Raw genomic sequence first — 14,083 nt, 5'->3', positions numbered from 1 at the left:
CAGAGAGCTCAGAGTTTTTCACAGAGGAAAGGAAAATTTTTAAATGTATTGCCACGGAAGCACAAAATCATGAAAATTTTCTAATTTAATTCTGCATCTACCATGTTTCCGTTGCAAACAATTCTCTTCCTATTTTACAATCATCAACTTCGCAAACTTTAATAACAACTGCTTGTTGCCTAATCCTTGAAAAAATACCGTTGCTTTTACATCAGGTAAGGTTCCTTCTAAGCTTATAATTTTCCCGAATCCAAATTTTTCATGTTCTACTTCCATGCCGCCTTGAAATTCGTGAGGTAGCGATGGGGTAAAGCCAGGAGTTGGAACATGTGCTTTTGCTAATAATGAAGTAGTTTTTGGTCTTACTGGTGGAGTGCTTGCTGTACTGGCAGGTTTTGGTTTGCTAAAGAAATCGCGTGGTTGTGAAGTCCAGGTTTTGCGTTCATCATCAAAATTACCTTCAAGCACGTTGCTTTTAGATGGTTTTACATCCAATTCCAAAAACCTTGGATTAATTTCATTAATAAAACGGCTTGGTTCGCAATTGGTTAAGGTTCCCCATCGATAACGAGATGTGGCGTATGTTATGGTAAGTTTTACCTCAGCACGGGTTATTGCAACATAAAACAAACGGCGTTCTTCCTCTAAATCAGCCCTGGAATTGACCGACATTTGTGAAGGAAAAAGATTCTCTTCTAAGCCAACAATAAATACATTTTTAAATTCCAAACCTTTGGCCGAGTGTATTGTCATTAAAGAAACTGTATCCTTATTTTTATCGCCATCTTTATCGTCATTGGTCAAAAGCGCCACATCCTGCATAAAAATGTCCAAGCCTTTTTCTTCAATATCTTCTCGCTCGGCAAATTCTTTTATACCATTTAACAACTCCTGGATGTTTTCGTACCTGCTTCTACCTTCTACACTATCATCGGTGTAAAGTTCTTTCAAAATACCTGCGTGTTGAGCAATAAACAAAGCAGTTTCATACGCATCAAGTTTTTTAGCTTCTGCCTGAAAACTTTGAATCATTACCGCAAAATCATTCAATTGATTGGCTAAACGCCCCTCAACGTATTGATGCGCATTAGAAATCACATCCCACATCGTTTTGTCGTTTTGATCTGCGGCTACAATAATTTTATCGATAGATGTATCTCCAATTCCACGTTTTGGGTAATTTATAACACGTTTTATAGCCTCTTCATCTTTCGGGTTAAACGTTAAACGGAAATATGCAATCAAATCCTTTACCTCTTTACGTTGATAAAAAGACTGACCACCATAAATCCTGTAGGGAATATTGAGTTTACGTAAACCTTCCTCCATGGCCCTGCTTTGGGCATTGGTACGATATAAAATCGCAAAGTCTTTATGGTCGTAACCTTTTGTGCTGCGTTCCTGAATAATGGCTTCGGCAACCAATTTACCCTCTTCATTATCTGTAAAAGCTCGGGAAACTTTAATTCTATCGCCTTCGGCATTTTCAGAAAAAACATTTTTTTCTAACTGATTTTTATTGTTGGCGATGATGCTACTAGCAGCATCAACAATATTTTGAGTAGAGCGGTAGTTCTGCTCTAATTTGTAAACTTTTAAATCAGGATAATCGCGTTCAAAATTTAAAATGTTCTGAATGTTGGCGCCACGGAAGGCATAAATACTTTGAGCATCATCACCAACAACACAAATGTTTTGATAAGCTGCTGCTAATTTCTTTACAATTGTGTATTGTGAAAAGTTGGTATCCTGATACTCATCCACCATTAAATACCTAAACTTTTGCTGGTATTTATTCAAAACATCGGTATGCTCTTTTAATAATATGTTGGTTTTGAAAAGTAAATCATCAAAATCCATAGCACCTGCTCTAAAGCAACGTTTGGCGTACTGTTCGTAAATCTGTCCAATAAGCGGACGTTTATTTTGATTATCTTCTGCCTGAATTTGGTCGTTAGCCTGGTATTCTCCCCAAGAAATTAAATTATTCTTTGCCGATGAAATTCTACCAAAAACGAAATTGGCTGCATACAATTTATCATCCAGCTGCATTTCTTTTAAAATAGCACGAATTACACTTTTACTATCATCAGTATCGTAAATGGTAAAATTGCTCGGATACCCGATTTTCTCAGCCTCAACACGCAGAATTTTTGCAAAAACCGAGTGAAATGTTCCCATCCAAATGTTTTTTGCTTCAGCACCAACCACTTTGCCAATACGTTCACGCATATCCTTACTGGCTTTGTTGGTAAAGGTCAAAACCAGAATGTTAAATGGATCGGTACCAGTTTGAATGAGGTGTGCAACACGATACGTAATTACCCTCGTTTTACCCGAACCTGCACCCGCAACAATCATTACCGGTCCTTTAGTGTTTTCTACTGCTGCTCTTTGCTGTGGGTTTAATCCTTCTAAATAATCCAAATCGGCTCCTGTTTTTTGAGGTTCAAAAATAGGAAATTCAAAGCTTTTTAATGAATTTGTGGATAAATAGACATGGATTTGATTGTATAGCAGATTATTTTATCCTAGTAAATGAGAACATAAAACTAAGAAAGTTTTAGCGGAAATTACCTTGCTACAATAAACTTTTTAACAGAACTATATTGGCCAGAATCAGATGATATTTTAAAAAAGTAAATCCCGGCGGCAAACGCAGTTGTATTAATCTCTAATGTGTGCTTACCTGTATTAAAATATTCATTCACTACAGTTTTTGTTAATCTTCCCATCATATCAAAAATTTGTACATTGATTTTATCAGGTTCTGGAAGTATTATATCGATAAATGTTTGGCTTGATGCTGGGTTTGGATAGTTTTGAGTTACTACAAAAAGCAAAAACTTGTCAAATATAGCTTTGTTAATCGCATCAAAAATTACATAACTTATTAATCTGTAACCTCTTGCGTTTGGGTGAAAAGCATCTTGATATAAAGAAAAATCTCGTCGCATTGCAGCATTAACATCGGCCAAATAAATTTTAAATTCACTTGCTAGTCGGCGATATGCAGCATTTATATTCCTAATATTTGTGTTTACTTGTGTCAATGCGCTATTATTTCTGTCATCTACATTCTGAAGTGTACATAAAATTGGCACAAGATTTTGCTTCAAGCTTGTGGTAATTAATAAACGCATGTTTGCCGTAGTTTCGGCGATACTTCCACGTCCGTTAGCAATTGCAAGGGCATCATTAATCCCCATAGATATTACAATAAAACCTGTGCGGTCTCTAATTGCTTTATCAATTCTAAGCAAACCTTGCATTGTGGTTTGCCCACCAATACCTTGATTTGTAATGTTTATAACCTTACCTGAATAGCAATTTGTAAAATTATTTTCGAGCATGGTTTGAAAACCAAGGCCATTAACGCCTTCTACCGTACTCGCCCCAAAAGTTACAATGTTGATGCTATCTTTAGCGTAATATTGCGCCGCCTCCGGACAACTAATTTTTACGTTAGTTTGAGCCGAAACTATTATTGGAGTTAAAAATGAAAATAGCAGCATAATATGCGAAACAATTGCGCTTAATTTCATTGATAACTTTCTTGTATTGAGGTTTGTAGTGTGATTTTTAAAAGCCGCAATTTAATAAAAAATCGAAACAAAATGATTTCAAAAGTAAATAACTATAAATAATTTACAACATCATTATATAAACACAAAATGTACAACCTGTAGGGTTAATAATACCAAATTTTAAATATTTTGCTATTGTTCAAATTTTTATTTCTAAATCTAATTTTTGAAGGCTTTTACACTAAAATCATATATTTGCCCAAATTCATTTTGTTATGCAAGAAATTAAAAATTATGTAGAAACACACAAGCAACGTTTTTTAGATGAGTTGTTTGAGTTATTACGTTTTCCATCCGTAAGTGCCGACCCAAAATATAAAGCTGATGTACTAAAAACAGCCGATTATGTAGCTCAAAAATTAAAAGATGCTGGCGCTGATAAGGTTGAAATCTGTGAAACAGCCGGATATCCAATTGTTTATGGCGAAAAAATTATCGATGCCTCTTTGCCGACTGTTTTAGTTTATGGTCATTACGATGTTCAGCCTGCAGACCCATTAGAACTATGGCATACGCCACCTTTTGAACCAACTGTTCGAGATGGTAAAATATATGCTCGTGGCGCATGCGATGATAAAGGGCAGTTTTATATGCATGTCAAAGCATTTGAATTAATGATGCAAACAAATACTTTGGCCTGTAATGTTAAGTTTATGATAGAAGGTGAGGAGGAAGTTGGTTCTGCAAACCTTGGTATTTTTGTAAAGGCAAATGCCGAACGTTTAAAAGCCGATGTGGTATTAATTTCTGATACATCGATGATTAGCATGGAAAACCCATCAATAGAAACCGGTTTACGTGGTTTGGCTTACATGGAAGTAGAAGTTGTTGGTCCTAACCGCGATTTACACTCTGGTGTTTATGGTGGTGCAGTAGCAAATCCGGCTACCATTCTTTGCAAAATGATTGCCTCGTTACACGATGAAAATAACCACATTACGATTCCTGCTTTTTACGATAAGGTTGTTGAATTAACGGACGAAGAAAAAACAGCATTAAATTCGGCACCTTACGATGAAAATGAATACAAAACGGATTTAGATATTGAAGAAGTTTGGGGCGAAAAAGGTTATTCTACATTAGAGCGTACTGGCACACGCCCAACTTTAGAAGTGAATGGCATTTGGAGTGGTTACATTGGTGAAGGTGCCAAAACAGTTTTACCAAGCAAAGCCAATGCAAAAATTTCGATGCGATTGGTTCCAAATCAAAGTTCGGAGGAAATTGCTGAAATTTTTACAAAGCATTTCGAAAGCATTGCACCTAAAAATGTAAAAGTTAAAGTTACGCCGCATCATGGAGGCGAGCCAGTGGTGACTCCGACTGATAGCGTTGCTTATAGAGCGGCCGAGAAGGCGATTGAAGATAGTTTCGGTAAAAAAGCAATCCCAACTCGGGGCGGTGGTAGTATTCCTATTGTTGCTTTATTTGAAGATGTTTTGGGGATTAAATCTGTACTTTTTGGTTTTGGATTGGATAGCGATGCATTGCATTCACCAAATGAGAAATATGATATTTATAACTATTATAAAGGCATAGAAACTTTGCCGCTATTTCATAAATATTACGCAGAGTTAAGTAAATAGGTGCTTAATAAATTATATAATCCCTGTTTGGTTTTCTAAACAGGGATTTTTTTTTAGAAATGAATGCTGATAAGCATTACTATTAAGTCTCTGGAATAAATCCATCGTTACGAAATTTGGAGTAAATATTATATGCAATAAGCTTAGGCACTTTGTTTACTATAATAGTTTTACAGCTTTTGCCCTCTAAACCCGACCGAAGTGTTAAATCCTTTTCTGATTTTTTCTATCAGAAAAGATTTGAAACGGGGGCGGGGCTGGTTTAGAATATTAGCACTGCAATTGCTTTTCAAAACAATAACTAAATTTTAAGCTATTTTTCTTAGATTGTACCCATGAAATACATCATCTCTTCACTTTTACTTTTTGCTGGCATCACCTCTTTTGCTCAAAGTACTAAAACGATTAATCAGTCTGGAAATCCAATATTTCCGGGTTGGTATGCAGACCCCGAAGCTGCGGTTTTCAATAATAAATATTGGATTTATCCAACGTATTCAGCAAAGTATAAAGAGCAGGTTTTTCTTGATGCATTCTCTTCTGATGATTTAACCAATTGGAAAAAGCATGAACATATATTGGATACTTCAGCAATTAAATGGGCAAATAAAGCCATGTGGGCTCCGGCAATTGTAGAAAAAGATAAAAAATATTATTTATTTTTTGGTGCAAATGATATTCAAAGCGATAATGAAGTAGGTGGAATTGGTGTAGCAGTTTCAGATAAACCAGAAGGTCCTTTTAAAGATCATTTAGGAAAGCCGCTGGTAGATAAATTTTATAATGGTGCACAACCTATTGATCAGTTTGTGTTTAAGGATAAGGACGGGCAGTATTATTTAATTTATGGCGGATGGCGTCATTGCAATATTGCAAAATTAAATAAAGATTTTACGGGTTTCGATCCATTTGACGATGGTACAATATTTAAAGAAATAACGCCTGATAAATATGTGGAAGGACCGTACATGTTTATAAGAAACGGAAAATATTACTTCATGTGGAGCGAAGGCGGCTGGACTGGTCCTGATTATTCTGTAGCTTACGCCGTTGGCGATACTCCATTTGGTCCGTTTAAAAGAATTGACAAAATCTTGAAACAAGATCCAACTATGGCGACAGGAGCGGGGCATCATTCAGTAATAATCAATCAGAAAAAGGATAAATATTATATTGTTTACCATCGCCGCCCATTGGGTGATACCAATGGTAACCACCGCGAAACCTGTATTGAAGAAATGAATTTTGATGCTCAGGGAAATATTCTTCCTGTAAAAATTACTAAAGAAGGTGTTAAAGCTCAAAAAGTTAAATAATTGTTGGTTTAAGTAGTTTGCAAAGCTGAAGCTTGTTTTTTGTCATTCATGATACTAAAACCGTAGGCACATAAAACAAGCATGCATGCTAACCCAAACCACAGCCAGTTATAGCCAAAGTGTTTGGCTATGAAAAATCCTGCTAGCGGACCAATTACCTGTGCAAACGACCAGCTTAAAGTATAGCCTGCTGCGTACAATCCTCGGTTATGTTCGTTGCTTCGGCTAATAACTATCGTATTGATAAATGGTAAAGCAAACATTTCGCCGCCGGTAAAAATAACTATGGTTAGTATTGCTGCAGCCAAATGGAAACTAACTGGAGCACTTAAAATTAAGTAAGAAACAGCAAATAGAATAGAACCAATAATGATGAAATAGAGTGGTGATCGTTTATGCTCGATTTTATTTATCATTATCATTTCGAAAAGTGCAATAATGCCTCCGTTTAGGCCTATGATAATACCAATTGCAAATTCATCAATCTGCCATTGCTCTTTAAAAAACACCGGCACAACCCTAAACATTAAAAAAGCGCAGGTAATAAATATCGTTGTTAGTAAAATGAATTTGACATAAAAAGGGTCTTGCCAAGGCTTTGTAATGATGAGCTTATTCGCATTTTCCTTCGCCTGTTTTATAAAATCTTTAACTTTTGGCAAAAAGGATAGAATTAATAAACCTACAATAATGCTTACACCACCTTCTACAATAAACAGCAGTTTATAGTTGATAGAAGCAATTATTCCAGCCAAACTAATACCAACCGACCAGCCAATATTTACCGCCAATCTATTTAAAGAGTAAGAACGCGTAATGGTTTCTGCACCTGCATAATGGGCCACTGCGGTAAAGTTAGCAGGGCGAAATGCTTCCGAAAAAAAGCTAATAACAACGGATAAAAGGCATAATGTAGAAAAATTGGTTATGGCAGAAAATAGAATAAAAAGTATTCCCCCGATTATAGAAGAAAATATTTGAACCGGTCGGAAGCCAATTATATCGGTAAGTTTACCACCAGTTGCAGAACCCAAAATAGAACCTACGCCAAATAATGTGATGATTAAACCAGCGTCCATTTCAGAACGGTGTAAGCTTTGCGTAACGTACAAACCCATAAATGGAACGGCCATGCTTCCGCAACGGTTAAACATCATTACAATACTTAAAAGCCAGGTTTCTCTGCTTAAGCCACTAAAAGAAGTTTTGTAGGTATTGTAAACCAGTTTGAACATTATATTTATTTGGTTCGCGAAATTACCAAAAACTCAAATAAATAATTAGAATTCGCATATATAAAAGCTAATTATTTTGAGCGATTAAAGATTCAATATTTTTATCAAATTTGTAATCGAATTTTAGCGAATGCCTCCAATAAAAAGAAAACCTGCAGTACGTAAAACAGCAACGAAAAAAAAGAAGTCTAAACCATTTTCTACCCAATGGAAGGTTGCTTTTGCGGGTTTACTTTTAATTTTATTATCTCCATTTTATTACGGTTATATCGTTAAGGGATTTGTAGGTACTTGGAGATGGATAAAGGATTGGGGGCAAGACCCTAATTACAGAACCTATGAAAGCTTTAATATTAAAATCCCAAAGAACTATTCAATCCACGGAATTGATGTGTCTTATTATCAGGGCAAGATTAACTGGCAGAAAGTAAAATCGATGAAAGATGACGATGTTAGCATTCGATTTGCCTTTATTAAAGCAACAGAAGGTATTTTACAAGTCGACCCTTACTTCCAAAGAAACTGGCGTGAAGCACCGAAAGCAGGTATTATTTGTGGCGCTTACCATTTCTTCAGACCAAAGCGTAATGGCAAAGCTCAGGCAAAGTTCTTTTTGCAAGTTGTAAATATTGAAAAAGGAGATTTACCACCTGTTGTTGATGTTGAAAGTTTGGATGGTATTTCACCTTTAAAAATGAGAGCCGAACTTTCTGACTTCTTGAATTATATAGAGATGAAAACAAAGGTTAAACCAATTGTTTACACGGGTTTAAAGTTTTACGAAGATTATTTAGAAGGTGATTTTGATGATTATCCGCTTTGGATTGCGCATTATTATCAACCTAAGCTGCGTTTAGATAAAAGCAAATGGAAATTTTGGCAACATTCTGATAAAGCCAAAATCAATGGTATTGGTCATGTAGTAGATTTTAATGCCTTTAATGGAGATAGTACAGCGCTCGCAAGAATGCTCGTTCGGTAAGGTCATTAGTTCATTGGTTCACTTGTCATTATTCATTTAGTTGAAAATCTGGCTTTTGGACCATGTAGTTGTTGCGCCTAAACTAATTCCTAATGAACCAATGACTAATGAACTATACCGTCCAACTTTCGCATTGTTCTAAGAAAAACTCATCCGCTTCGGCACCAATGCCTGGCGTTTCCGGAACATCTAGAAAATAACCATCGTAAGTCAATCCATCAACTACCGGATCTACCAAATGGCCAAGTAAGGCTGTATCTAAATCGAAAAATATTACGTTAGGACTTGACAATGCAAAATGAAGGTTTGCACTTAAGGCAATCCGACTTTCGAGCATACTTCCAATCATGCACTTAACACCACTTTGTAAAGCTTCTTCATGAATTTTCTGCGCTTCTAAAATTCCTCCCGATTTCGAAAACTTGATATTTAAATAAGTTGTTGCCTGGCTATTAATTAATTTTCGGGCATCATGATGGTTATAACAGCTTTCGTCAGCCATCAACTTAATTGGCGAATTAACATTCAGCTCAGGTAATTTATCATCATACCAGGTACGCATTGGTTGTTCGCAAAATTCAATATTATACTTTTCCAAATCGCCCAGGGCAAATAGGGCATCATCAAAACTCCATCCTTGGTTTGCATCCAGGCGTAAAATCATTTCATTTCCAACCGCTTCGCGAATCTTTTTTACCCTTTCAATATCATCATGAACATCTTTACCCAACTTAATCTTTAAAATCCGGCATCCATTGCTTTTGTATTTTATGGCAGTAGCCGCCATTCCATCGGGCGAATCAATACCAATCGTCATGTCAGTTTCTATAATTCGCTTCGTTCCACCAAGAAATTTGTATAGTGGCAAACCGGCATCTTTCGCAGCAATATCAAACAGAGCCATATCAAAAGCACTTTTTATAGTATTGTTGTGGTCGGCATAACCCAATAAATCGTTCATCCGTTCAGGAATTTCTAAAGGATTTTTACCTTTCAAAATGGCAGCAAAATCTTTAGCCATTGCAATGCATGTTTCCTGGGTTTCGCCAACAATCATTGGGAAAGCAGAACATTCGCCAATACCATGAATACCCGAATCAGTATAAATTCTAATCAGTACGTTTTGGGCGAAATGCATCGTGCCTGTTGCAATTACAAATGGCTCCATCGGGATACTAAAGCGGTAAATTTCTGTATGGGTAATTTTCATAGTTTTGAGGTTGAAGGCCGAAGGTTAAAGGTATAAGGTTTGGACTGAAAAATATAAATTTCAATGAACTTTTGCAAAAACCTATGCCTTACGCCATAAACCTTTTACCTTTATGCTTATGGAAAATCAACCCAATAGTTTAATCAATGCTTCTTCTCCTTATTTATTGCAACACGCTTATAATCCGGTGCATTGGTATGAGTGGGGAGCCGAAGCATTACAAAAAGCTAAAGCTGAAAACAAGCTAATTTTGGTAAGCATTGGTTATTCTGCTTGCCATTGGTGCCATGTAATGGAACGCGAATGTTTCGAAAACCATGAAGTTGCCGAAGTAATGAATCAGCATTTTATTTGTATAAAAGTTGATAGGGAAGAGCGTCCAGATATCGACCAAATTTACATGTATGCCATTCAACTTATGACTGGTAGCGGTGGCTGGCCATTAAATTGCATTTGTTTACCCGACCAGCGACCAATTTATGGAGGAACTTATTTCAGGAAGAATGATTGGATAAACATACTCGAAAACGTAGCAGATTTATGGAAAAATGAACCAGAAAAAGCAATTCAATATGCAGAACGATTAACATCAGGAATAAACGATAGTGAAAAAATAGTTGCGATAAATGTTCAAGAAGAATATACTAAAGAACAATTAATAGAAATTATTGAACCCTGGAAGCGCCATTTTGATATTACTTACGGAGGATATAATCGTGCTCCAAAATTTCCTTTGCCAAATAACTGGGTTTTCTTACTGAGGTATGGTTTTTTACAGGATGATGAGTCTGTTTTTACAGCGGTTTGCCACACTTTAGAAGAAATGAGTCGGGGTGGAATTTATGACCAGATTGGTGGTGGTTTCGCCCGATATTCTGTTGATGATAAATGGCATGTACCACATTTCGAAAAAATGCTTTATGATAATGCACAACTAATTAGCCTGTATGCTGAAGCTTATCAATGCACAAAATTTGATTCTTTCAAGCAAACTGTTGCAGAAACCATTGATTGGGTTTTTAGAGAAATGACATCCAATGATGGAATGTTTTACTCGGCATTGGATGCCGATAGTGAAGGCATTGAAGGGAAGTTTTATGTTTGGGATAAAACAGAATTTGACGAAATTTTAGGTGAGGATGCTTCTTTAATCGGTGATTATTACAATATAACCGAAGCTGGAAATTGGGAAGAAGAACATACCAACATTTTGCGGAAAACCATAACGGATGATGATTTAATTGCTAAACACCAAATCGAAGCGGGAACGCTTTATGATAAAGTAATTCTGGCTAAAGAAAAATTGCTTGCACTTAGAAATAAACGCATTAAACCAGGTTTAGACGACAAATGTTTAACGGCCTGGAATGCAATGATGATAAAAGCTTTAGCCGATGCAGCAACTGTTTTAAACCACAATTTATATTACGAAAAGGCATCAATCTCAGCCAATTTTATTTTAAATAATTTGAAAGCCGATGATGGAGGTCTGTATCGAAATTATAAAAATGGAAAAGCAACTATCATAGGTTTTTTAGATGATTATGCCTTTCTAATCGAAGCATTAATTGCCTTATACGAATATGATTTTGATGAAAGATGGATTAATGAAGCAAAAGCATTTAGCGATTATGTGCTTGAAAACTTTACAGATGCAGAATCGCCAATGTTTTTTTATACATCAGTAAAAAGTGAGCGTTTAATCGCCCGTAAGCACGAGGTTATGGATAATGTTATACCGGCAGCAAATTCTGTTATGGCACAAAATTTAAAAAAGATAGGCTTACTTTATGATTTGGAGCATTACGCAGAGAAATCTGCTGAAATGCTTGCTGCGGTTCACCCTAAAATAAAAACTTATGGTTCTGCTTATTCAAATTGGGCTATTCAATTGTTAAATGAAGTTTATGGAATAAATGAAATAGCCATAACAGGTTTAGAAAACGATGTGGTTAAATTGGAATTAAGCAATCATTATATTCCAAATAAAATTACATTGGGGGGAACAGAAAGTACATTGCCGCTGCTAAAAGGTAAGCAAAGCAACGAAACTAAAATTTATATCTGCCGAAATAAAGTATGCCAGTTGCCGGTTAAAACTGTTGAGGAAGCGTTAGGTTATTTGGAATAGAAAGATAAAATTCTATCTTTTAATTATTAAATAGCCACTTTTAAATGCGCATTTAAGTTTATAGTTTAGTGTGAACTAAATTATACCCCATACGCTCTAATTTCGATAATAGTTCTGCTATGTTTTTTTATTCTGCTTTATAAATTGTACTTAAAATACGTAATTAGAAATACCATTCAAAGCTGTATAAGCAGAGTTTGTTGCGTGTATTCGAGAGTTGTGCATTATATTAAAAACACCCTTTCAATGAAAGTAAAATTAGACAGCCAAATCATCTTTATCCTTTGCTGCACATTTTTGATTATTGTAACTAACTCTTCCTGCAATCAAAGTGAATCAAATAAGGAAAATCTGATAGGACAAACTAAAACCGATGGTAAATTATTAAAATTCACAACTGGCGTTCGTTCAATTTTAGAAGATAGTAAAGGAAATATCTGGTTTGGTAGTTATAATGAAGGGGTATGTTTGCTAAATAATGGTAAACTCCAATATTTCACAACAAAAAACGGATTAAGTGACAACCAGGTAAGGAATATTTATGAAGATAAAAATGGCATTATTTGGTTTGAATGTGGAAGAGGATTGAGTACTTTTAATGGTAAGGAAATGGCTATTTACAAAGATCGGGATTACAGTTCAAAGCTTGAATGGACGTTAAATGCAAATGATCTGTGGTTCAAAGGCGATAGAATTGAAGGCTACAATAAACTGGAAGCTTCCCCGGGCGTGTATCAATATAACGGACAAAAACTTTCCTATCGTTTATTTCCTGTTACAACTAAACCTGAAGATGGCTTTAAATATTACATTTCAACACCATTTGTTAAAGGTAAAAATGGAATGGTGTGGTTTGGAACTTACGGCGCTGTAATCGGATACAATGGCTCAAGTTTTAAAATACTAGACAATGCATATCTTGGGCTAGACGCAGAAACTGGTTCTTTGCATGTTCGAAGTATAATTGAAGATAGGAAAGGAAATCTTTGGATTGGTAATAATGGAATGGGCGTTTTGAAATATGATGGAAAAAAAGTGATCAATTTCACCGCACAACTTAAATTGAAAAAGGAGTTTACGAAAGGCAATTCTCTTGAAAAGGCTTTTTCAATTGGAGAAGATACTGCAGGAAATATTTGGTTTGGGACTGTAGCTTCTGGTGTATGGAAATATGATGGTAATTCCATGAAAAATTTTACTAAAGACGACGGACTTAAAAGTCAACACATTTGGACGATATACAAAAGCAAACAAGGCGAATTGTGGTTTGGAGGAGCAAATCCAAGTGGTGTATATTGGTTCAACGGAAGCTCTTTCGAAAGGAAATATTAAATAGATCGCAAATGCATAACATCGATTTGGACAAAGTGCTGATTCAGTTCTAAGAAAATACATTAGTGGTTACTCAAACAATAGTTCTCCGCATCAACATTAATCAATTTCAAATTAAAGTAAATTATCCATGGCATCAGAGCAGAAATTTGTAGATTTTATTATAGATCAAATTGGTTTCTCAGAACAGCTTACAAGCAAAAAAATGTTTGGTGAGTTCGGACTGTATTTTGACAATAAATTATTTGCTCTTATTTGTGACAATAAATTATTTATTAAGCCTACTCAATCGGGAAGAACATATATAAATGAAGTTGTTGAAGCATCACCATATCCAGGAGCAAAACCAAGTTTTTTAATTGAAGAAAAAATAGACGATAGGGAATGGCTGAGAAATTTAATAAAAGTTACTGTGGATGAATTGCCAGAACCGAAGCTTAAAAAAAATAAAGCCAAAGACAAAAAGTAAATTTTATTTAAAAAATAAGTGATAAAGAGCAATGAACCCCTAAAAAGGGTTTGAAAACGTAGGGCTGAAATGTATATATAAAAATATTTTTCTAATTACTCTAGAAATAAATTCGGCTTTTGTAATAAGATTACCTATTTGAAAGCCAAGTTCCCATTCAATAGCCAGGTTTAGTAACCAATCATTTCATCCAAATTCGCAGTAGTTTTAATTTTTATTTTTACTACCCAACAAT

General features: G+C 35.4%; 10 protein-coding genes. 6 read left to right on the top strand and 4 right to left on the bottom strand.

Features of this window, described 5'->3' with window-relative positions:
* Positions 1-129 precede the first annotated feature (129 nt).
* Both ACFOWA_RS08010 and ACFOWA_RS08005 read right to left on the bottom strand, forming a co-directional pair.
* Positions 130-2,427 carry an ATP-dependent helicase gene (locus ACFOWA_RS08010; protein WP_378983747.1) on the bottom strand — a complete coding sequence of 766 codons (2,298 nt, stop codon included), beginning with the start codon at positions 2,425-2,427 and terminating at the stop codon, positions 130-132.
* 146 nt (positions 2,428-2,573) lie between these two features.
* Positions 2,574-3,545: a GDSL-type esterase/lipase family protein gene (locus tag ACFOWA_RS08005; protein WP_378983745.1), complete on the bottom strand. Its 972-nt coding sequence runs from the start codon at positions 3,543-3,545 to the stop codon at positions 2,574-2,576.
* Between the two features lie 257 nt (positions 3,546-3,802).
* Here ACFOWA_RS08005 and ACFOWA_RS08000 point away from each other — a divergent pair, with 257 nt between their 5' ends.
* Together ACFOWA_RS08000 and ACFOWA_RS07995 are read left to right on the top strand one after the other, a co-directional pair.
* Positions 3,803-5,173 (top strand): dipeptidase, encoded by a 1,371-nt coding sequence (locus ACFOWA_RS08000; RefSeq protein ID WP_378983743.1) that lies wholly within the window; start codon positions 3,803-3,805, stop codon positions 5,171-5,173.
* A gap of 335 nt (positions 5,174-5,508) precedes the next feature.
* On the top strand, positions 5,509-6,489 hold the full coding sequence (locus ACFOWA_RS07995; RefSeq protein ID WP_378983741.1) for a glycoside hydrolase family 43 protein: 981 nt from the start codon (positions 5,509-5,511) through the stop codon (positions 6,487-6,489).
* A gap of 8 nt (positions 6,490-6,497) precedes the next feature.
* Here the strand turns inward: ACFOWA_RS07995 and ACFOWA_RS07990 are convergent, their stop codons facing one another.
* Positions 6,498-7,724 (bottom strand): MFS transporter, encoded by a 1,227-nt coding sequence (locus tag ACFOWA_RS07990; protein WP_378983739.1) that lies wholly within the window; start codon positions 7,722-7,724, stop codon positions 6,498-6,500.
* Between the two features lie 130 nt (positions 7,725-7,854).
* Here ACFOWA_RS07990 and ACFOWA_RS07985 point away from each other — a divergent pair, with 130 nt between their 5' ends.
* A complete protein-coding gene (locus ACFOWA_RS07985; protein ID WP_378983737.1) occupies positions 7,855-8,706 on the top strand; it encodes a glycoside hydrolase family 25 protein in 852 nt (283 codons plus the stop codon).
* 112 nt (positions 8,707-8,818) lie between these two features.
* Here the strand turns inward: ACFOWA_RS07985 and ACFOWA_RS07980 are convergent, their stop codons facing one another.
* Complete coding sequence (locus tag ACFOWA_RS07980) at positions 8,819-9,916, bottom strand: mandelate racemase/muconate lactonizing enzyme family protein (protein WP_378983735.1); 1,098 nt, start codon at positions 9,914-9,916, stop codon at positions 8,819-8,821.
* A gap of 118 nt (positions 9,917-10,034) precedes the next feature.
* Here ACFOWA_RS07980 and ACFOWA_RS07975 point away from each other — a divergent pair, with 118 nt between their 5' ends.
* The 3 genes from ACFOWA_RS07975 (at position 10,035) to ACFOWA_RS07965 (ending at position 13,848) form a co-directional block, all read left to right on the top strand.
* Complete coding sequence (locus tag ACFOWA_RS07975; RefSeq protein WP_378983732.1) at positions 10,035-12,047, top strand: thioredoxin domain-containing protein; 2,013 nt, start codon at positions 10,035-10,037, stop codon at positions 12,045-12,047.
* A gap of 246 nt (positions 12,048-12,293) precedes the next feature.
* On the top strand, positions 12,294-13,379 hold the full coding sequence (locus ACFOWA_RS07970; RefSeq protein ID WP_378983730.1) for a ligand-binding sensor domain-containing protein: 1,086 nt from the start codon (positions 12,294-12,296) through the stop codon (positions 13,377-13,379).
* Positions 13,380-13,509: 130 nt separating this feature from the next.
* Positions 13,510-13,848, top strand: coding sequence for a TfoX/Sxy family protein (locus tag ACFOWA_RS07965; RefSeq protein ID WP_378983728.1), 339 nt, complete (start codon positions 13,510-13,512; stop codon positions 13,846-13,848).
* The last annotated feature ends 235 nt before the right edge of the window (positions 13,849-14,083 follow it).

This window comes from Pedobacter lithocola (genome assembly GCF_042650845.1).
GTDB classification, from domain to species: Bacteria; Bacteroidota; Bacteroidia; order Sphingobacteriales; family Sphingobacteriaceae; genus Pedobacter; species Pedobacter lithocola.
This window is presented reverse-complemented; position numbering and strand designations above follow the sequence as displayed.